Annotated in this window: 21 protein-coding genes; 16 read left to right on the top strand and 5 right to left on the bottom strand. The window is 41.4% G+C overall.

Features of this window, described 5'->3' with window-relative positions; translation table 11 throughout:
• The 6 genes from G498_RS0101875 (at window position 1) to G498_RS0101845 (ending at window position 5,307) form a co-directional block, all read left to right on the top strand.
• A complete protein-coding gene (locus G498_RS0101875) occupies window positions 1–723 on the top strand; it encodes a hypothetical protein (RefSeq protein WP_026979581.1) in 723 nt (240 codons plus the stop codon).
• Complete coding sequence (locus G498_RS0101870; protein ID WP_026979580.1) at window positions 713–1,513, top strand: carboxypeptidase-like regulatory domain-containing protein; 801 nt, start codon at window positions 713–715, stop codon at window positions 1,511–1,513. The genes G498_RS0101875 and G498_RS0101870 overlap by 11 nt, the downstream gene beginning before the upstream one ends.
• A 26-nt stretch (window positions 1,514–1,539) precedes the next feature.
• A complete protein-coding gene (locus G498_RS0101865; RefSeq protein WP_026979579.1) occupies window positions 1,540–2,043 on the top strand; it encodes a DUF6702 family protein in 504 nt (167 codons plus the stop codon).
• Window positions 2,044–2,064: 21 nt separating this feature from the next.
• Window positions 2,065–4,341, top strand: a complete 2,277-nt coding sequence (locus tag G498_RS0101860) for a M1 family metallopeptidase (protein WP_026979578.1) — start codon at window positions 2,065–2,067, stop codon at window positions 4,339–4,341.
• Between the two features lie 106 nt (window positions 4,342–4,447).
• A complete protein-coding gene (locus tag G498_RS0101850) occupies window positions 4,448–4,738 on the top strand; it encodes a twin-arginine translocase TatA/TatE family subunit (protein WP_026979577.1) in 291 nt (96 codons plus the stop codon).
• Between the two features lie 2 nt (window positions 4,739–4,740).
• Window positions 4,741–5,307: a phosphatase PAP2 family protein gene (locus tag G498_RS0101845; protein ID WP_026979576.1), complete on the top strand. Its 567-nt coding sequence runs from the start codon at window positions 4,741–4,743 to the stop codon at window positions 5,305–5,307.
• A 92-nt stretch (window positions 5,308–5,399) separates the two neighbouring features.
• Here the strand turns inward: G498_RS0101845 and G498_RS0101840 are convergent, their stop codons facing one another.
• Window positions 5,400–6,041, bottom strand: a complete 642-nt coding sequence (locus tag G498_RS0101840; protein WP_026979575.1) for an O-methyltransferase — start codon at window positions 6,039–6,041, stop codon at window positions 5,400–5,402.
• A 69-nt stretch (window positions 6,042–6,110) separates the two neighbouring features.
• Here G498_RS0101840 and rlmN point away from each other — a divergent pair, with 69 nt between their 5' ends.
• From rlmN to dnaG, 6 genes are all read left to right on the top strand, one after another.
• Window positions 6,111–7,154 (top strand): 23S rRNA (adenine(2503)-C(2))-methyltransferase RlmN, encoded by a 1,044-nt coding sequence (gene rlmN, locus G498_RS0101835; RefSeq protein ID WP_026979574.1) that lies wholly within the window; start codon window positions 6,111–6,113, stop codon window positions 7,152–7,154.
• Between the two features lie 44 nt (window positions 7,155–7,198).
• A complete protein-coding gene (locus G498_RS0101830; RefSeq protein WP_026979573.1) occupies window positions 7,199–8,179 on the top strand; it encodes a polyprenyl synthetase family protein in 981 nt (326 codons plus the stop codon).
• 103 nt (window positions 8,180–8,282) lie between these two features.
• Complete coding sequence (locus tag G498_RS0101825) at window positions 8,283–8,843, top strand: RNA polymerase sigma factor (RefSeq protein WP_026979572.1); 561 nt, start codon at window positions 8,283–8,285, stop codon at window positions 8,841–8,843.
• Window positions 8,830–9,504, top strand: coding sequence for a hypothetical protein (locus tag G498_RS0101820; protein WP_026979571.1), 675 nt, complete (start codon window positions 8,830–8,832; stop codon window positions 9,502–9,504). The genes G498_RS0101825 and G498_RS0101820 overlap by 14 nt, the downstream gene beginning before the upstream one ends.
• Before the next feature lie 33 nt (window positions 9,505–9,537).
• Window positions 9,538–10,578 carry a porin family protein gene (locus G498_RS0101815; RefSeq protein WP_026979570.1) on the top strand — a complete coding sequence of 347 codons (1,041 nt, stop codon included), beginning with the start codon at window positions 9,538–9,540 and terminating at the stop codon, window positions 10,576–10,578.
• A gap of 178 nt (window positions 10,579–10,756) precedes the next feature.
• On the top strand, window positions 10,757–12,736 hold the full coding sequence (gene dnaG, locus G498_RS0101810; RefSeq protein WP_026979569.1) for a DNA primase: 1,980 nt from the start codon (window positions 10,757–10,759) through the stop codon (window positions 12,734–12,736).
• Here dnaG and G498_RS0101805 read toward each other — a convergent pair.
• Both G498_RS0101805 and nadE read right to left on the bottom strand, forming a co-directional pair.
• The gene (locus G498_RS0101805) at window positions 12,733–13,362 is read right to left on the bottom strand and encodes a response regulator transcription factor (RefSeq protein WP_026979568.1); all 630 of its coding nucleotides are present in this window, start codon (window positions 13,360–13,362) and stop codon (window positions 12,733–12,735) included. The genes dnaG and G498_RS0101805 overlap by 4 nt on opposite strands.
• A gap of 78 nt (window positions 13,363–13,440) precedes the next feature.
• Window positions 13,441–14,262 (bottom strand): NAD(+) synthase, encoded by an 822-nt coding sequence (gene nadE, locus G498_RS0101800; protein WP_026979567.1) that lies wholly within the window; start codon window positions 14,260–14,262, stop codon window positions 13,441–13,443.
• An 88-nt stretch (window positions 14,263–14,350) separates the two neighbouring features.
• On the opposite strand from nadE, the gene gldB reads away from it, so the two are divergent.
• Window positions 14,351–15,310, top strand: a complete 960-nt coding sequence (gene gldB, locus G498_RS0101795) for a gliding motility lipoprotein GldB (protein WP_026979566.1) — start codon at window positions 14,351–14,353, stop codon at window positions 15,308–15,310.
• The gene (gene gldC / locus G498_RS0101790) at window positions 15,310–15,645 is read left to right on the top strand and encodes a gliding motility protein GldC (protein ID WP_026979565.1); all 336 of its coding nucleotides are present in this window, start codon (window positions 15,310–15,312) and stop codon (window positions 15,643–15,645) included. Before gldB ends, gldC begins: the two co-directional genes overlap by 1 nt.
• A gap of 87 nt (window positions 15,646–15,732) precedes the next feature.
• Here gldC and yihA read toward each other — a convergent pair whose 3' ends face one another.
• The gene (yihA, locus tag G498_RS0101785) at window positions 15,733–16,350 is read right to left on the bottom strand and encodes a ribosome biogenesis GTP-binding protein YihA/YsxC (protein ID WP_026979564.1); all 618 of its coding nucleotides are present in this window, start codon (window positions 16,348–16,350) and stop codon (window positions 15,733–15,735) included.
• 44 nt (window positions 16,351–16,394) lie between these two features.
• A complete protein-coding gene (locus G498_RS0101780; RefSeq protein WP_026979563.1) occupies window positions 16,395–17,150 on the bottom strand; it encodes an alpha/beta fold hydrolase in 756 nt (251 codons plus the stop codon).
• Between the two features lie 423 nt (window positions 17,151–17,573).
• Here G498_RS0101780 and mraZ point away from each other — a divergent pair, with 423 nt between their 5' ends.
• Together mraZ and rsmH are read left to right on the top strand one after the other, a co-directional pair.
• On the top strand, window positions 17,574–18,044 hold the full coding sequence (gene mraZ, locus G498_RS0101770) for a division/cell wall cluster transcriptional repressor MraZ (RefSeq protein WP_026979562.1): 471 nt from the start codon (window positions 17,574–17,576) through the stop codon (window positions 18,042–18,044).
• Window positions 18,019–18,927, top strand: a complete 909-nt coding sequence (gene rsmH / locus G498_RS0101765) for a 16S rRNA (cytosine(1402)-N(4))-methyltransferase RsmH (protein WP_026979561.1) — start codon at window positions 18,019–18,021, stop codon at window positions 18,925–18,927. The genes mraZ and rsmH overlap by 26 nt, the downstream gene beginning before the upstream one ends.

The raw sequence follows: 18,927 nt of genomic DNA, 5'->3' as shown, positions 1-18,927 counted from the left end.
ATGAAGCAAAAATTACTTTTTCTTTTGCTGTTGGTTTTTTCCGCAGCCTGGTCTCAAAACCCTAAAATTTTGAAAGGGAAGGTGATTGCCGATACCAAAGATCTCGGAGGAATTACCGTTGGAAATCTCACGACGCACAAAGAAGTGTTTACGGCTTCAGACGGTCAGTTTTCCATTTATGCGAAAGCAGGAGATACGTTGCTTTTTACGTCGGTTCAGTTAAAAACGCGGAAAATTGTGGTGGAAAAGGAAGATTTTGACTACCTGCCGTTTCCCGTTCGCCTGGAATTGAAAGTTACCGAAATTAAGGAAGTTGTTGTGGAAAAAAGCAACATTGATGCTGTAAGCCTTGGGATTATTCCGTATAAAGTAAAACCCTTCACGCCGGCAGAGCGTCGGTATTATACGGCCAATACAGGTTCGGGTTTAGTGTCGGTGGATGCTATCATTAATACCATATCGGGCAGAAATGCCATGCTGAAAAAGGAAATCGCCGCCGAGCGCAACAAAATGATACAAGAGCGTCTGGGTAATATGTTCGATGCGGACTATCTGATGACCGAATTTAAAATCCCCGAAGACTATATAGACGGATTTGTGGTATTCGCTTCGGAAAATCCGAAAGTAGCCAAAGCCGTGAAAGACAAGAATAAAACCCTGACTACGTTTTTGTTGGGTGGTTTGGCCGAAACATACAACAAGATGATAACCGATGCGAAATAAAATACAACTGTTGCTACTGGTAATGGTCCCTTTTTTTACGTTGGCACAAGTAGACCGCTCTCTTTTAAAAGGTAAAATTGTGGCCGATTCTTTAGAAGTGGCAAATGTTTCGGTAACCAACAAAACGGCCGGTATAGTAACGATGACCGATGTTAAAGGGGATTTTCGTTTGATGGCCAAAGAAAAAGATACATTGGTTTTCAGCGGGATTAATTTTCATTCTTCTCATTTGATTGTTAGCCATACCCATCTTGCCGATGAAGATTTGACGATACGCCTTAGTGTAAAAATCAATGTTTTGGACGAAATTATTGTCCGACCGTATACCTTAACGGGGAATCTGGAAACCGATACGAAAAAACTCAAAGTAAAAACTATTGATATAAACGTGAAAGCGGCTGTTGCGGGGTTGTCTGCGCCTCAAGTAAAATATAGCGCGGTTAAGGAAGGTATGAAAAGTGTTTTGCCCACAACGGAAAGTTCATTAACCGGTATCGATTTGAAATATTTGGGATCATTGTTATATCAAGCTGTTTTCAAACCAAAACCCAAGTCGAGAAAAATCGAATTCATCACCGACAAAATCTTTTCGGATGCGGTAAAAGAAAAGTTTTCCGAAAGTTTTTTTACAGAAACCTTAAAGCTGAAACCCGAACAAATCGATTTGTTTCTCGCCTATTGTGATGACGGTTCCGCAGCAAACCGCGCCTTGCTGAATCCTAAAAAAGAATTTGAACTTATTGATTATCTGCTAAAAAAGAGTGAAGAATATCTTAAAAAAAATCAATAAATTATTTCTTTTATTACATTTGGCGCATGAAGTTGCTTGTTAGACGTTTTTTACCTGTTTTTCTTATTGTGATGCTTTGCTCTTTTGCGGTGCATAAATTTTATGTGGGTATCTATCAGGTAAATTATGTGCCGAAGAAGAAGGAAATTCAAATCACGGCACGCATTTTTATCGATGATCTGGAAAAGGCACTGGAACATAAATATCAAAAGCGAATTTATCTTGCCACTCCTAAAGAAATTTCCGAAACCGATGATTTCGTCAGAGAATACCTGAGTGAAAAATTTGTGCTTCGGGTTAATGCTACTGCCAAAACGTTAAAATTTCTGGGGAGAGAAACCGAAGACAATGTGCTGATTTGTTATCTGACCGCTTCAGTTCCGGAGAAGATAAACAACATAGCCTTATACAATGCTGTTTTAATGGAAACCTACGAGGAGCAACAAAATATTGTGCATTTTAATGTAAACGGTAACAAAAAGACCCTTTTGTTGACTCATAGTGAACCGGAAGGAGAAATTGAATTTTAGAACAACCAAATCAAAAAAGATATGAAAAAATTTGCATCCGTTTTTTCGTTAGTTGCCCTGGCTGTACCTTTTATGGCTTTGGCTCAGGATACAAAAACCACAGAGAAAAAGCGTGAACCGGGCCATTACGACACGAATAAATTCAGTCAGATGTACCGTGAAATGGCCACTCCGAATTCGTATCGTACAGCTTCGGGAGCACCGGGCCCGGCGTATTATCAGCAGCAGGCCGATTATAAAATCGATGTGGAACTGGACGACCGAGGCACCCGTCTTTACGGAAAAGAAACCATTACTTATTACAACAACGCTCCGGAAACGTTAACCTATTTGTGGGTACAGTTGGATCAGAACCAGAAAAAACGCGGGGGTCAGGCCGAATTGGTGCAAAACGAGCGCATGGATCCGGCAATGAGTACGGGAGGCTTCGTAAAAAAATTCATGGAACCTTCCTTTGACGGTGGTTTCAACATCGAATACGTTAAAGATGCCAAAGGCAATCCGATGAAGTATACCATCAACCAAACCATGATGCGCATCGATCTGGATACTCCGCTGAAAAAAGGGGAAAAAGTATCGTTTTCCATCAAATGGTGGTACAACATCAATAATTATATGGTAGACGGCGGCCGTTCCGGATACGAGCATTTCGATAAAGACGGCAATAATTTGTACGTAATTGCGCAGTTTTATCCGCGAATGGCGGTATACAACGATGTGGAAGGTTGGCAAAACATGCAGTTCTGGGGTTCCGGAGAGTTTGCGTTGCCGTTTGGGAATTTTGAAGTAAACATTACCGTTCCGGCCGACCACATCATGGAAGGCACCGGAGTGTTGCAAAACCGAAGCGAAGTGTTTACCGCAGAGCAGGTTAAACGCTACCAATTGGCCGAATCAACGTATGACAAACCGGTTGTGGTGGTAACACAGGCCGAAGCCGAAGCTGCTTCCAAAGGGTTTTCCGATAAGAAAAAAACCTGGAAATTTAAGGCAACAAACGTGCGCGATTTCGGATTTTCCACTTCGAGAAAATTTATTTACGATGCGATGGCCGTGAAACTGGAAAACGGGAAGTCCGTGATGGCAATTTCGTGTTATCCGCCGGAAGCCAATCCGTTGTGGGGCGAATATTCAACCCGAGTGGTGGCGCATACGTTAAAAACCTATTCAAAATACACTTTTGATTACCCTTATCCGAAGGCGGTTTCCATTTCAGCCGAAGATCAGGGGATGGAATATCCGATGATTTGCTGGAATTACGGGCGTCCGGATGAAAACGGCTATATAAGTGACCGCGTCAAATACGGGATGATGGGCGTAATCATCCACGAAGTGGGACACAACTTTTTCCCGATGATTGTCAATTCCGACGAGCGTCAATGGACCTGGATGGACGAAGGACTGAACACATTTTTAGAATATTTAACCGAACAAAGCTGGGACAAAAACTTCCCGTCCAGTCGTGGGCCGGCCGCTAAAATTGTACCCTACATGAGTGGCGATCAGAAGTATCTGGAACCGATTATGTCGAATTCGGAAACTATCTATAATTTTGGAGCCAACGGTTATGCAAAACCGGCCACCGGACTGAATATTTTGCGGGAAACCATCATGGGACGTGAATTGTTCGATCATGCCTTCCGTACGTATGCGCAGCGTTGGAAATTCAAACATCCGACGCCGGAAGATTTCTTCAGAACGATGGAAGATGCTTCGGCAGTAGATTTGGACTGGTTCTGGAGAGGTTGGTTCTATTCCACCGATTATGTGGATATCGGCATCAAAGAAGTAAAACAGTACTTTGTAACCGAAAATCCGACCAAACAGGTCACCGAGCAATTTAACCGCAGAGGACGAAAAATCAGCGACGCGCAGCCAATGGTGTACATGGTGTCGGAATTATCGCAAGATTTCAAACCGGAACTGAAAAAACCGCTTGAAATCAAAGACGTAAAACTTTTAAGCGAATACATGGCAAGACTTTCGGCCGACGAGAAAAAAGAGCTGAAAACCCCAAAATATTTCTACGAAGTGGAATTCGACAAACCGGGCGGCATGATGATGCCAATCATTGTGGAGTTGCAGTTTGAAGACGGAATCAAAGAAAACCACCATTTCCCGGTACAGATCTGGAGAAAAGGCAACGATACTGCAAAACGCGTTTTTGCTACGGATAAAGTGTTGAAGAAAATCCAACTGGATCCGAAACTCGAAACGGCAGACATTGATGTAACCAACAACGTTTGGCCGAAAGAAGAAGCAAAATCGAAATTCGACGAACTTTCACAAAACCAATAACCAAAAAGACCGTCTTACCCGATGGTCTTTTTTGGTTTTTAATAACAGTTTCATTCCGAAAACTTTGTAACTTTGCGTTCTTGCAAATAATAACCATAGTACCATCATGTTTGGAATAGGAGGCGGGGAAATTTTCCTGATTATTGTAGTCGCGTTAATGTTGTTCGGATCGGATAAGATTCCGGATATCGCGCGTATGCTCGGAAAGGGAATGGCGGAACTGAAAAACGCCACCAACGATATCAAAAGCGAAATTCAGAAAAGTGCCCAGATGGATGAGCTGAAAGATTTAAATCCGATGAATCAGATTGATTTCACGGCCGACATCAACAAAGAAATCGACAAAGCCAAAGAAGATATCGAAGACATGACCGGACCGATTAAACGCCAAATGTAACTGTGGATAAAATCATTCAACTCGATAAAGAACTTTTCGTTTTTTTAAACGGATTGGGCTCTGAAGCTTTCGACGGCTTTTGGCTGTTCCTTACCAAGCAACTGCACTGGACACCTTTTTTTCTGTTTATTTTTTATTTGCTTTTCAAAAAACTGGGTTGGAAACATTTGCTGCTGATTGTTGTTTCGATAGCGGTGATGTTAACGTTTACCGATCAGTTTACCAATCTGATTAAAGACAATGTACAACGGTTGCGTCCCTGTAATGATTTGGAAATTAAAGATATCATCCGAATTGTAAAATGCAGTGACACTTTCAGTTATTTTTCCGGACACGCCATGAATTCGACAGCTTCGACCATGTTTGTCTTCCTGATTCTGAGAAAATATTACCGTTACGCGTTTTTGCTGTTCCTATTTCCGCTGATTTTTGCGTACAGCCGTATTTATCTGGGCCTGCATTTTCCGGGAGATATTTTATCCGGTTACTTTTTCGGAGCGCTTTCCGGTTACGGTTTTTCAAAACTTTACGACATTTTCAGAAGGAAATATTTTCCGGAAAGTTTATAAATCAACTAATAAAAAACCACGAATGCACGAATTCTTTTTTGAAACATTCGTGCTTCGTGGCTAATATTTTACGGCTAACGGTAGTCTGTCAACTAGATTACACGGCTCATCGTCAAACCGTCGCGAATTGGTAGTAAAACCGTTTCTACGCGCGGATCGTTTTTCAGGATTTCGTTGTATTCCAGTAACACTTTGGTACTCTTGTCGTTGGCTTTTACTTCTTCCAAAACTTTTCCGCTCCACAACACATTGTCGGACAAAATCAAGCCACCTTTGTTCATCATCGGTACTATCATGTTGAAATAGTTGATGTAGTTTTCCTTGTCGGCATCGATAAAAACCAAATCGAATTTTTTATTTAACGTCGGAATAATTTCCAAGGCATTCCCCAAATGCTGATGAATTTGTTTTCCCCATGCCGATTCGTCAAAATATTTCCGCTGAAAACCGTACAGTTCTTCGTTGTTGTCGATGGTGTCCAGCGTGCCGTTTTCGGTTAAACCTTCTGCTAAGCACAAAGCCGCATAACCGGTATAGGTTCCGATTTCCAAAATAGTGTTCGGACGGATGAGTTTCGACATCATGCTTAAAAAACGTCCCTGAAAGTGTCCGCTCAACATTCTCGGCTGCAATATTTTCTGATGGGTTTCTTTATTTAAACGCGCCAACAACTCCGGTTCGTTTTCGGAATGCAGCGCCACATACTCTTCTAAAGCTTCGGATATAAAATGCATAAACTGATTTTTTACAAATTTACAAATAAGCCGACAATCAAATTCACAAAATGTAAGTAACTTTGCGCCATGCAAACGGAGAAGAAAGACATACGGGCGTTAACCAAAGAACAGTTGCGCGATTTTTTTGTAGCCAACGGCGATAAAGCCTTTCGCGGCAATCAGGTGTACGAATGGCTGTGGCACAAGCGCGCGCATAAGTTTGAAGACATGACCAACCTTTCCAAACATACCCGGGAAATGCTGGAAGCGAATTTCGTCATCAACCACATTAAAGTGGATACGATGCAACGCAGCTCGGACGGTACGGTAAAAAACGCCGTTCGCCTGCACGACGATTTAATTGTCGAATCCGTTTTAATTCCGACCGAAACCCGAACTACGGCTTGTGTTTCCAGTCAGGTAGGCTGCAGTCTGGACTGTAATTTCTGTGCCACCGCCCGACTGAAAAGAATGCGCAACCTGAACCCGGACGAAATTTACGATCAGGTAGCCGCTATCGACAGCGAAAGCCGATTGTATTACGACCGGCCGTTGTCCAATATCGTGTTTATGGGCATGGGCGAACCGCTGATGAACTATCCCAACGTGATGAAGGCGATAGAAAAAATCACGTCACCGGAAGGATTGGGAATGTCGCCCAAACGCATTACGGTGTCCACTTCGGGCATTTCCAAAATGATTAAAAAGATGGCGGACGATGAGGTGAAATTCAAACTGGCAGTTTCCCTGCATTCCGCGATTGAAGAAATCCGCAACGACATCATGCCGTTCACCAAAAACTTTCCGTTAACCGAATTGCGGGAAGCGCTGGAATACTGGTACAAAAAAACCAGAAGCAAAGTCACCTATGAATATGTAGTCTGGAAAGGCATCAACGACGATAAAAAATCCATCGACGCGTTGGTGAAATTCTGCAAATACGTGCCGTGTAAAGTCAACTTAATCGAGTACAACCCGATTGACGACGGTGAATTCCAACAAGCGTCTCAAAAGGCAATCGAGGATTACATTATGGCTTTGGAACGAAACGATATAGTAGTGAAAGTACGCAGAAGTCGCGGGAAAGATATCGATGCTGCCTGCGGACAATTGGCCAACAAAGAAGCCTAAATTTCGATACTTTTCTTGATAGAATTTCGCTATATTTGAGGCGAATGAAAATCACGGAAAAAATAAAAGAGCCGATTGCCTTTGAAATGGAACTTTTCGAAAAGAAGTTTCAACTGGCTATGTCTTCCAAAGTGGCGCTTTTAAACCGCATCACCCATTATATTGTTAACCGCAAAGGGAAACAGATGCGTCCGATGTTTGTGTTCTTAACGGCCAAAATGGTGTCCGGCGGAACGGTAAACGACCGAACCTATCGCGGGGCTTCCGTAATCGAGCTGATTCACACCGCCACTTTAGTACACGACGATGTGGTGGACGACAGCAACAAACGCCGCGGTTTTTTCTCCATCAATGCTTTGTGGAAAAACAAAATTGCCGTTTTGGTTGGTGATTATCTGCTGTCCAAAGGTTTATTGCTTTCCATTGACAATAACGATTTCGATTTACTGAAGATTATTTCCGTAGCCGTTCGGGAAATGAGTGAAGGCGAATTACTCCAGATTGAAAAAGCCCGACGCCTTGACATCACGGAAGAGGTGTATTACGAAATCATCCGCCAGAAAACCGCAACTTTAATTGCCGCGTGTTGTTCGTTGGGCGCCTGTGCCGTAAAACCGGAAGACCTTGAAGTGGTGGAACGCATGCGTAAATTCGGCGAGTTAATAGGAATGGCGTTTCAGATTAAAGACGATTTATTCGATTATACGGAAGATGCCATTGGAAAACCGACCGGAATCGACATCAAAGAACAAAAAATGACACTGCCATTGATTTATGCGCTGAACAACTGTTCGCCGAAAGAAAAAAGCTGGGTCATCAATTCGGTGAAAAACCACAACAAAGACAAAAAACGCGTTCGCGAAGTCATTCAGTTCGTAAAAGATAAAAACGGATTGCGTTATGCCGAACAGCAAATGATACAATTCCAGCAGGAAGCCTTACAACTTATCCAAAACTTCCCCGATTCTCCCTATAAAGATTCCCTTGTTTTAATGGTGAATTACGTGATTGAAAGAAAAATTTAATTTTTTTTTCATGTGTCATGCAACTATTTTACAATCTCAATCGTCTATGCTGATAGAAGTCGGTTAATAGTGCCGTTTTCTGATTTTGGAACTTAAAAAAGGAATGAAAGTAATCCACTTGCATCAGGACGAAAAAGAAATCATACAGTTGGCAGTCGAAAACAACCGGCATGCGCAGCACAAGATTTATGCGCAGTTCGCTCCGAAGATGTTGAGTGTGTGCCGACAGTACATTAAAGATGTTCACCAGGCGGAGGACATTATGATTACCGCTTTTATGAAAGTGTTTTCAAATTTGAAGCATTTCGAGCACAAAGGCAGTTTTGAAGGCTGGATCCGAAGAATCATGGTCAACGAAAGCATTTCGTTTTTGAGAGTTCAGAAGCAGGTAAAGTTTACCGAAGATGAAAATTTCTTTGAGGAGCGCTTCAACAATATAGAAAGTCAGTTTTCGGTGGAAGACATCCAGTTTTTGATTGACAGTCTTCCCGACGGCTATCGAATGGTGTTCAACCTCTATGCGATTGAAGGCTACAAACATCAGGAAATTGCTGAAATGTTGGGCATCAGCGAAGGAACATCGAAATCGCAACTGTCGCACGCCCGGAAAATGCTCCAAGACCAAATTAACAAACAAAAAAATTATGACTATGGAACCGAATAAAATGGAAGAAGTATTCAGAAAAAAGCTGAATGAGCGAGAAATTCAGCCTTCTGAAGCCGCTTGGGACAGATTGGATGCGATGCTTTCGGTAACCGAAAACAAGAGACCGAAACGCAATTTCCGATGGCTGTACGTGGCGGCAAGTATGGTGCTTTTTTCAGGAGTGGGGTTGTTGCTTATGCATCAGGAAAGAAGCAATCAAACCCTTCCGATGAATAGTAACGACAATGTTGTGGTTGAAGGAAAGGCAATTAAAGAAGCGGAAGCCGTATCGGAACCTGTAAATGGTGATGGTTCACCAATTTTTGAGAAACATAACAATGCTGAAACGTTAGCTGAACATCAATCGAACACCAGCACACCAGTAAGAAAAAAACAAAAAGTTGCAAACAGCACGCTTCAGGAAGTGCGAATTGATAAAGTGCCTGTTTTACAGGAAACACCGCCGGTTATCCTCGAAAACACCCATCAAGAACCTGAAAAAATGCTGGCAGTAAACGAAGCGCCTAAAGAGAAACCAAAGGTAAAAGTAAACGCCAATTCGCTGTTGTCGTCGGTAGAAGGCGAACTGAATATGGAATTCCGCGAAACCACTTTGGATAAAATCAAGAAAAACTTTAAAACGGTAAAAACGGCTGTTGCCAACAGGAATTACGAATAACAATCAAAAATCGAACAGTTAAATTTTTTAATCATGCAGAAAATTATTTTTTATGTAGCGGTATCCTTATGCCTTTTTGTGAGCAAAGTAGTGGCACAAGAAACGTTTGAGCAGCGTGCTAAAGTCATCGCTCAGAACATTGAGAACATCACGAAGGAAGAGAAACAAGCCTTAAAGGAAAAGGTCGATCTGATCAATCAGGACTTAGAGAGCAAGAAAATCACCTCTGAAGAAGCCGATCAAAAGAAAATTGCGGCTGCCAACTGGCATTCCAAAAACATCGAAGAGCGCGTGGCGATGGAACAAGCTAAATTAAATGATCTGGTTCAGGAAAAAGTGGAGGGTAAAATCAATGACACTACCAAAACCAAAAAGAGAAACCGCTTTTCCATCAGCATTTCCGGAGACGATTTGAACGAGCCGGGAAGAGAAAAGAGAACAACAACACAATTTGTGTTGGCTTCCGGATTCAATAATCTCGTTACCAAAGGTGCGGTTGCTAATTCAGATTTCGGTTATATGCGATCTGTGTTTTTCGAGTGGGGTTTAACCAAAAGAACGCGTTTGGGCAAGGAAGCAAGCCCGTTACATTTAAAATACGGACTGTCGTTTATGTATAACATTATTGCACCTACCGATAATCGTTATTTTGTAGACAATGGAAAAGAAACCGTAATGGAAACCTATCCGGTGGAATTACGCAAAAAAGACAGTTATTTTAAAAATGTATATTTGGCATTGCCGGTGCATTTGGAATTCGATTTTTCAAAAAAAACAACGAAAGACGGAACAACATACTATAAATCACACAATGGTTTCCGTTTTGGGGTAGGAGGTTTTGTAGGGTATAATACCAATTCCAAGCAATTTTTAAGTTATAAAATAGACGATTATAAAATTAAGGAAAAGCAAAAAGGCGATTGGAATGTAAACGACTGGAATTACGGATTGAGTACTTATGTAGGCTGGAAAGAAACCAGTTTGTATCTGAAGTACGATTTAAATCCGTTGTTTGAAAATAATGCGGTAGATCAGCACAATGTTTCCTTGGGTATCCGTTTCGATTTGAATTAATCAGGGTTAGTTACACATACGTTTTTAAAAGGTGTCATCGAAAGAGGCACCTTTTTTAATTAAAAGATTGAAAAATCTGCTGGCAGTCTTTTGTTTTAGTGGTGCAGCAGTAAAAATTCAAGATATTCTTTTTAAACTTTAGAACTTTGTATCTTTGGAACGTTGCCACAGAAAAAAAATGATTTCACAAAACACCATAGAAACCGTATTTGAAACCGCCCGCGTCGAGGAGGTAATCGGCGATTTTGTCCAATTGAAAAGAGCGGGAAGCAATCTGAAAGGATTAAGTCCGTTCTCGAATGAAAAATCGCCTTCGTTTATGGTGTCGCCGGTGAAACAAATCTGGAAGGATTTCAGTTCCGGAAAAGGCGGCAATGCCGTGACGTTTCTGATGGAACACGAACATTTTTCGTACCCGGAAGCCATTCGGTATTTAGCCAAAAAATACAACATCGAAATTGAGGAAACCGAAATAAGCGACGATGCCAAAGCCGAAGCCAATGAAAAGGAAAGCATGTATCTGGTATCGGAATTCGCCCAAAAATATTTTCATTCGACCTTGTTAAATACCGATGAAGGAAAAGCTATCGGCTATTCTTATTTCAAAGAGCGCGGTTTTACAAAAGAAACCATCGAAAAATTCGGTTTAGGGTATTCCCCGGAAACCTGGGATGCTTTTACCATGGAAGCGCTCGGCAAAGGATACAAACTCGAATATCTGGAAAAAACGGGGTTAACGATTGTAAAGGAAGACAAACAGTTTGACCGTTTCAAAGGCCGTGTGATGTTCCCGATTCAGAGTATGTCGGGCCGTGTTTTAGGATTTGGAGGCCGTATTCTCACCAACGATAAAAAAGCAGCCAAGTACCTGAATTCCCCGGAAAGCGACATCTATCACAAGAGTAAAGTGCTGTATGGGATTTACCACGCCAAACAGGCCATTGCCAAACTCGACAACTGTTTTCTGGTGGAAGGCTATACCGATGTGATTCAGCTGCATCAGGCCGGAGTGGAAAACGTGGTAGCGTCTTCGGGAACCGCTTTAACGCCAGATCAGATTCGTCTGGTGAATCGTCTGACGAAAAATATTACGGTGCTTTTTGACGGGGATGCCGCCGGTTTGCGCGCGTCCATCCGTGGAATCGACTTAATCCTGGAAGAAGGCATGAACGCCAAAGTCTGCACGTTTCCCGACGGCGAAGATCCGGACAGTTTTGCCAAGAAAACCTCGCATGACGAACTGGTCGCGTATCTGAGCGACAACGCGATGGATTTTATCCAGTTCAAAGCGTCGTTGCTGATGAAGGAAGCCAAAAACGATCCCATCAAAAAAGCGGAACTCATTCGCGATATGGTAACCAGCGTGTCTAAAATCCCGGATAAAATAAAGCGCGAAATTTACATTCAGGAGTGTTCCCGGATTATGGATATTTCCGAAGACGTGTTGTTTAATACGTTGGCGCAGCTCGTTCAGAAAGACATCCATGAAGCCGGGAAAAAACTGAAAACCGAACAAAAAGCGTTTGAGGTGGTCCGACCGGAAACCAATCCGGAGATGGCAACTAAGGTTGATGTGTTGTATGAGTTGGAGCGCAAAATCATCGAAATTTTACTGTTGTACGGAACGGTGGAAGAAGAATTTGAAGATTTGATTTTAAAAGTGAATGAAGAGGGCGAAACGGTCGAGGTAAAGGAAATGAATGCCTATAAAGTGTACCAGCGCATTTACCTGAGTTTGCAGGAAGATGAGGTGGAACTGGCCAATGCGCCATTTCGGGCGATTTACAACGATTTGATTAATTATTTTCACCAGCACGAAACCTTTGAACTCGAACAATATTTAATGCGACTGGAACCGGATCTGGCTCAGGAAGTGACGAATATTCTGATGGAAGAAGAGCGCGATTTGCTTCACAACTGGGAAGCACAGCAAATCATCGTAAAACAAAAAAACCAGACGGTAAGTCAATACGTTTCCGAAACAATATTGACTTTGCGCTGGTTTTTAGTAGATAAAATTATCAACGAACTGAAAAATACTCTTTCTGCCGAACCTGAAGCCGATAATTCCGAAACACTCGCCTTAGCGATGGAATATTATAAGTTAATCAATTCGTTTTCGACTAAACTAGGTAGAGTAATGTCGCGTTACAGTTAAACGATTTCCAAAGCTTTTGCTTTGTTTACCAAATCAACCAAGTTTGTAACATGGAGTTTGGTTAACAATCGCAACTTGTATGTACTGATGGTTTTCTCGTTTAAGGTTAACAACTTCGCAATCTCTTTGTTTTTCTTTCCGTCGCTTAAATAGCGTAATACTTCGATTTCTCTCGACGATAATTTGCGGTACAAACGATCGGATTTTTTCCCTTTGTTTAGTAAGGCCAGGTTTTTCTTAACCGCTTCACTGAATACCACATGCCCTTCGTTAACTTTCTTAATAGCGTTTTCTAAATCTTCTAATTTTGAGCTTTTGTGAATATAAGCTGAAACTCCTGCTTTTAAAGCATTTGGTGCATAGATTTGTTCTCCTAAGTTGGTAAAAACCACAAACTTACTATCGGAATATTCTCTGATTAATGATTTTACCAGATTAATACTCGTTAATCCTTCCAACTCTAAATCTAAGACAACAACATCTACTGCTTTCTTTTTTAGTAATTCATCCAGGTCATCCAAATTACTAACCACTCCTACAAAATTTACAGCGGAACTGTCTTTGAAGTAGGATTTCACCCCTTGATGTACTACGGGGTGGTTGTCTGCTAAACACACTCTAATCATTTCACATACATTTTTAATAGTAATAGTCTGTAAAATTACTAAAAAAATACAATATACTGATAATCAACAATCAGAAATTTATTTCAATTCGTCCGGAATACGACAAACCGGTATCGGGTTCATTTTGTGTTGGTTGATGACGTTCAGCCTTTTATAGATTTTGAACACTTCTTTTGCTCTTCCAGAAAAGTCGTCTTCCGTCTTACCGGCCGCCATTGCTGCCATTGCGATTTCCAGTTCATCGTAACTGGCACCCAATTGGTCTTCGTCGCTGCGTTCGTCTTCGTAATTGGCATCGGTAAAAAGACCGTCTGTAGGTTTGGCGTCTAAAATACTTTGCGGAACATTCAGATATTTGGCCAGCAGGCGAACTTCGCTCTTAAGCAAGTCGGCAATCGGGCTGAGATCTACGCCGCCATCACCGTATTTGGTAAAAAAACCTACGCCGAAATCTTCTACTTTATTACCGGTTCCGGCTACAAGCGCATAATGCAATCCGGCAAAATAGTATAAGGTCGTCATGCGTAAACGCGCTCGGGTATTGGCCAATGTTAGATTTAAAGTGGCTTCGTTTTCAGAATCGGGAACTTCAGCTTTGAACGTTTCAAAAACAGGAGTCAAATCGGCGATTACGCTGGAAACGTTCGGAAAACGCTTTTTTAATTGTGCAATATGTTCCTGTCCGCGGGAAACCTGGGAAGGATGCTGGTGAATCGGCATTTCCACACATAAAGTAGGCAAACCCGTCTGGGCGCAAAGTGTTGAGGTTAAGGCAGAATCAATCCCACCGGAAATCCCTACAACAAAACCTTTTACTTTAGCGTTTGTGGCATATTCGCGTAACCAGTTAACAATATGAGTGTTTATTTTTTCTGCCTGAAAAGTCTTTGCCTGTGTCATGATTATTTATGAGGATTTTATAAAAACTGTACCGTATATTTGCGTCAAATTTGTAGCCCTAAAAGTATTAATTTTTGATTAAAGTTATATGAAGAAATACGCATTGCTTTTGATTGCTTCGCTGGCCTTTGTTTCTTGTAAAAAGGAAGACAAGGTAACTGAAGCCGTTGAAGCCATTCCGGTGAATTTGACTATTGAGCGTTTTGATAAACTTTTTTATGAATCCAAACCGGAAGATTTAGCCCAACTGAAAAAGACCTATCCGTTTTTCTTTCCTGCCGGTAATCCCGATACGGTTTGGACGAACAAACTGCAAAATCCGTTATTGCAGGAGTTGTACGGCGAGGTAAAGAAAAAATACCCCGACAATACTGCCTTTGAAGGAGATTTGGAAAGTCTGTTCAAACGGATTCAGTATTATTATCCGGAATATAAAGCGCCTAAAGTCATCACCTTAATTTCAGAGGTTGATACTGATGCCAAAGCTATTTACGCAGACAGTCTGGTGTTACTTTCTTTAGATACGTATTTGGGCAAAGACCATCGTTTTTACGAAGGCTTTCCGAAATACCAGCGTCAGGGTTTTGAACCGTCGCAGATGATGCCGGATCTGGTAACGAGTTTTTCGCAGGGAAAAATTGCACCGCCAACAGACCGCAGTTTGTTAGGACAGATGATCTATTTCGGTAAAGAATTGTATATGAAAGACCTGCTGTTGCCGGATGCTTCTGATGGCGCCAAAATCGAATACACAGACGAACAGATTAAATGGTGTCAGGAGAATGAATCGGAACTGTGGCGTTATTTCATCGATAACAAGCTGTTGTTTGATACCGATACAAAACTGATGCAGCGGTTCATTTCGGTTGGTCCGTATTCCAAATTTTACCTTGAAATCGATCAGGAATCGCCCGGGCGTGTAGGGCAGTGGATTGGCTGGCAAATAGTGCGTTCCTATATGAAAAACAACGAGGTAACACTGCAGAAAATGTTAGCCACGGATGCCAAACAAATCTTTGATAACTCTAAATACAAACCAAAAAAATAATGTCAAAAACGATTAAATCTGAAATAAAACTTACGGTTGAGTTAGACGAAAACCGCGTACCCGAAAAATTATCGTGGACTGCTAAAGACGGAGGTGTAAATGCAGAAGAAGCCAAAGCCATGCTGTTATCCATCTGGGACAGCAAAGCACAGGAAACCTTACGCATCGATTTGTGGACGAAAGACATGCCGGTGGACGAAATGAAAGTGTTTTTCCACCAAACCTTAGTAGCCATGGCCGATACCTTTCACCGCGCTACCGAAGATGAGAAAATGACAGCCACCATGCGGGATTTCTGCGATTATTTCGCTGAAAAGCTGGAATTGAAGAAGTAAGCGGCCTTTTTTGATAATTTAGCCGCGAATTCACGAATGTATTTATTAATATTCGTGAATTCGCGGTTCTTTTTTATACAGATATTTTTACAAGCTGTTGTTTTTAAATAAATCGTCATTCACCTGATCGATAAATTCCAGAAGCGGTTCTCTTCCGGTTTCCTCTGTGGATGAGGTTACGAAATATTGCGGCATTTCTTCCCAGTTGTTGGCCAAAAGCGCCTTGCGGTAAGCGGCCACATGCTGATCGATTTTTCCCCGACTGATTTTATCAGCTTTGGTAAAAACAATGCAGAACGGCACGCCGGTTTCGCCTAAATAATTGATGAATTCCAAATCGATTTTCTGCGCTTCATGACGGATGTCAATCAGTACAAACGCACAAACCAACTGTTCTCTTTTTTCAAAATAATCGGTGATGAACTTCTGAAAGGTTTCTTTTGTTTTTTTGGAAACCCTTGCATAACCATATCCCGGCAAGTCGACTAAAAACCAGTTGGAATTGATTTTAAAATGGTTGATAAGCTGTGTTTTTCCGGGTTTTCCGGAAGTTTTTGCCAAATTCTTGTGGTTGGTCAGCATGTTAATCAGCGACGATTTTCCCACGTTCGAACGGCCGATAAAAGCATATTCCGGAAGCGGTTCTTTCGGGCATTTGCTCACTTCGGAGTTGCTGATGACAAATTCGGCAGTGTTAATTTTCATGATATTTTAAATTGAAAAAGTTACAGTTGCCTGTAACTTCTTGTTTATAAATTCGATTTTTTAAGCCATTCCAGCATCAATCGGTTGAATTCGTCCGGATGCTCCATCATGGCTGCATGACCGCATTTGTCAATCCAGTACAAATCGGAATTGGGCAATAAGCGGTTGAATTCCTCAGCCACATCCGGCGGGGTAACTTTATCGTTTCGGCCCCAGATAATACAGGTTGGCGTTGTCATTTTAGGCAAATCTTTCGCCATATTGTGTCGGATGGCACTTTTTGCAATCGTAAGCGTTTTTAAAAGCTTGATGCGGTCGTTAACAGTAGCATACACATCGTCCACAATTTCTTTGGTGGCTACTTTCGGATCGTAAAAAACATCTTCGGCTTTTTTCTTAATGTACTCATAATCACCCCTTTTTGGATAGCTTTCACCCATGGCGCTTTCGTATAAACCGGAGCTTCCCGTAATGATTAAGCCGGCCATTTTTTCGGGATACATTTTGGTGTGGTACAGCGCGATATGGCCTCCAAGCGAGTTTCCCAGCAAAATAACTTTATCGAAATCTTTAAAGGTGATAAAATCCTTTACAAATTTTGAAAACGCTTTTACATTAGTCTTTAAAATGTTATTGGTGTATAGTGGTAATTCCGGAATGACAACTTTATAACCGTGTTTTGGGAAGAAATCTGCAACGCCGTCGAAGTTGCTTAAACCGCCCATTAATCCGTGTAAAATAATGATAGGCGTGCCCTCTCCAGCTTCAAAATATCTGTATTTGCCTTCTTTTTTCAACATGTGTTTTTGGTGTATAATGATCCAATATCAAATTCAGACAAATATATGATTTTCTCCTAAAATAGGAGCGTTTCACCCTGAAAATCGAAAATAGTTTCTTATTAAAACTGATTTGAAACCATTGTTTTGGCTAAAGTGTTAATTATCAACATTTTTTGAATCGAAAAGCTATTGAAAAATGGAAATTCTTCTTTTTCGAAATTCGGCAATAAATTATGTCGTTTTTTAAAAATTATTGCGTTTTGTTTTGAGATTCTTTTAAAACATTAAATTTTTCTTAAATATTAAAAATGAGTGAATTACCAGATTTTCTTACGAATTGGTGTTCGGGTGTAAAAACTTATCAACAAAGTGGGAATTTGTGGTAAAATGTGGTAAAAAAATCTGTACTTTTGTTCTAAATCAATTCAAAAACCGTTTCGCTTGACGAATATTATCGGAACATACGAGTGTAAAATCGACGCTAAAGGAAGGCTGATGGTGCCGGCTCCGCTGAAGAAGCAATTGCCTTCTTTGGATGATGGTTTTGTGTTGAAACGCTCCGTTTTTGATAAATGCGTAGAGCTCTGGCCGAAAGCGGAATGGGATATAATGATGCAGAAAATCAACGGATTGAATCGTTTTGTAAAAAAGAACAACGATTTTATCCGCAAGTTTATGGCAGGAGTGAAGATGGTCGAAATTGACGATGCAGGCCGCCTTTTAATCACAAAAGATTTGATTGATTTTGCCGGAATTTCAAAAGATTTGGTCTTGACCTCAAAGGTAAATATCATCGAAATCTGGGATAAAGATTTGTACGAGCAATCCATTTCCGGAGATGATGTCGATTTTGCGGATTTGGCAGAACAAGTAATGGGTAATTTAAATGACGATGGAAATGGAATATCATAATCCGGTTTTGCTAAAAGAAACGGTGGACGGTCTGAATATTAAACCGGATGGGGTTTATGTGGATGTAACGTTCGGCGGCGGAGGGCATTCCAGAGAAATTATGCGTCGTTTGGGGCCGAACGGAAGATTGTTTGCGTTTGATCAGGATACCGATGCTCTGGCGAATGCGATTGACGACGAGCGCTTTACGTTAATCAATGAAAATTTCCGATTCCTAAAGCGTTTTCTTCGCTTTCACGGCGTAAAAGAAGTGGACGGGATTTTAGGTGATTTAGGCGTTTCATCGCATCAGTTTGACGTAGCGGAGCGCGGTTTTTCAACCCGTTTCGATGCAGAGCTGGACATGCGCATGAATCAAAACGATGCTGTAAGTGCCTATCATGTGGTAAATGAATATGAGGAAGCTGATTTGCGCAGAATTTTTGCTGAATACGGCGAGTTAACAACAGCAAAAGGCTTGGCAAACGCCATTGTGACGGCTAGAAAAGAGCAGCCTATCAAAAATACGGAACAGTTAAAAAAAGTGCTGTCGAAATTTTTACCGGCACACAAAAGCAATAAGATTTTAGCACAGATTTATCAGGCAATCCGCATTGAGGTAAATCAGGAAATGGAAGTGCTGAAAGAGTTTTTGGAACAGTCGTTGGAAATTTTAAAACCGGGCGGTCGTTTGAGTGTGATTTCCTATCATTCTCTGGAAGACCGACTGGTAAAGCGTTTCATGAAAAACGGTTTGTTCGAAGGAGAGCCGGAGCGCGATTTTTTTGGAAGATTTGAAGTGCCATTCAGGCTAATCGGAAAAATGATTGTGCCTTCCGAAGCGGAAATTAAAGAAAACAACCGTGCCCGAAGTGCCAAATTGAGAATTGCGGAAAAACGATAA

This window comes from Flavobacterium suncheonense GH29-5 = DSM 17707 (assembly GCF_000430025.1).
In the GTDB taxonomy this organism is placed as follows: Bacteria; Bacteroidota; Bacteroidia; order Flavobacteriales; family Flavobacteriaceae; genus Flavobacterium; species Flavobacterium suncheonense.
The sequence above is the reverse complement of the archived record's forward strand: the minus strand, read 5'-3'. Positions and strand labels throughout refer to the sequence as shown.

Coding starts and splice junctions, on each gene's coding strand:
- dnaG (WP_026979569.1), top strand. CDS start 10,757: ATGATTTCACAAAACACCATAGAAACCGTATTTGAAACCGCCCGCGTC.
- G498_RS0101860 (WP_026979578.1), top strand. CDS start 2,065: ATGAAAAAATTTGCATCCGTTTTTTCGTTAGTTGCCCTGGCTGTACCT.
- G498_RS0101870 (WP_026979580.1), top strand. CDS start 713: ATGCGAAATAAAATACAACTGTTGCTACTGGTAATGGTCCCTTTTTTT.
- G498_RS0101815 (WP_026979570.1), top strand. CDS start 9,538: ATGCAGAAAATTATTTTTTATGTAGCGGTATCCTTATGCCTTTTTGTG.
- gldB (WP_026979566.1), top strand. CDS start 14,351: ATGAAGAAATACGCATTGCTTTTGATTGCTTCGCTGGCCTTTGTTTCT.
- G498_RS0101850 (WP_026979577.1), top strand. CDS start 4,448: ATGTTTGGAATAGGAGGCGGGGAAATTTTCCTGATTATTGTAGTCGCG.
- G498_RS0101830 (WP_026979573.1), top strand. CDS start 7,199: ATGAAAATCACGGAAAAAATAAAAGAGCCGATTGCCTTTGAAATGGAA.
- G498_RS0101825 (WP_026979572.1), top strand. CDS start 8,283: ATGAAAGTAATCCACTTGCATCAGGACGAAAAAGAAATCATACAGTTG.
- G498_RS0101820 (WP_026979571.1), top strand. CDS start 8,830: ATGGAACCGAATAAAATGGAAGAAGTATTCAGAAAAAAGCTGAATGAG.
- rlmN (WP_026979574.1), top strand. CDS start 6,111: ATGCAAACGGAGAAGAAAGACATACGGGCGTTAACCAAAGAACAGTTG.
- rsmH (WP_026979561.1), top strand. CDS start 18,019: ATGACGATGGAAATGGAATATCATAATCCGGTTTTGCTAAAAGAAACG.
- yihA (WP_026979564.1), bottom strand. CDS start 16,350: ATGAAAATTAACACTGCCGAATTTGTCATCAGCAACTCCGAAGTGAGC.
- G498_RS0101805 (WP_026979568.1), bottom strand. CDS start 13,362: ATGATTAGAGTGTGTTTAGCAGACAACCACCCCGTAGTACATCAAGGG.
- G498_RS0101780 (WP_026979563.1), bottom strand. CDS start 17,150: ATGTTGAAAAAAGAAGGCAAATACAGATATTTTGAAGCTGGAGAGGGC.
- nadE (WP_026979567.1), bottom strand. CDS start 14,262: ATGACACAGGCAAAGACTTTTCAGGCAGAAAAAATAAACACTCATATT.
- G498_RS0101840 (WP_026979575.1), bottom strand. CDS start 6,041: ATGCATTTTATATCCGAAGCTTTAGAAGAGTATGTGGCGCTGCATTCC.
- G498_RS0101875 (WP_026979581.1), top strand. CDS start 1: ATGAAGCAAAAATTACTTTTTCTTTTGCTGTTGGTTTTTTCCGCAGCC.
- G498_RS0101865 (WP_026979579.1), top strand. CDS start 1,540: ATGAAGTTGCTTGTTAGACGTTTTTTACCTGTTTTTCTTATTGTGATG.
- gldC (WP_026979565.1), top strand. CDS start 15,310: ATGTCAAAAACGATTAAATCTGAAATAAAACTTACGGTTGAGTTAGAC.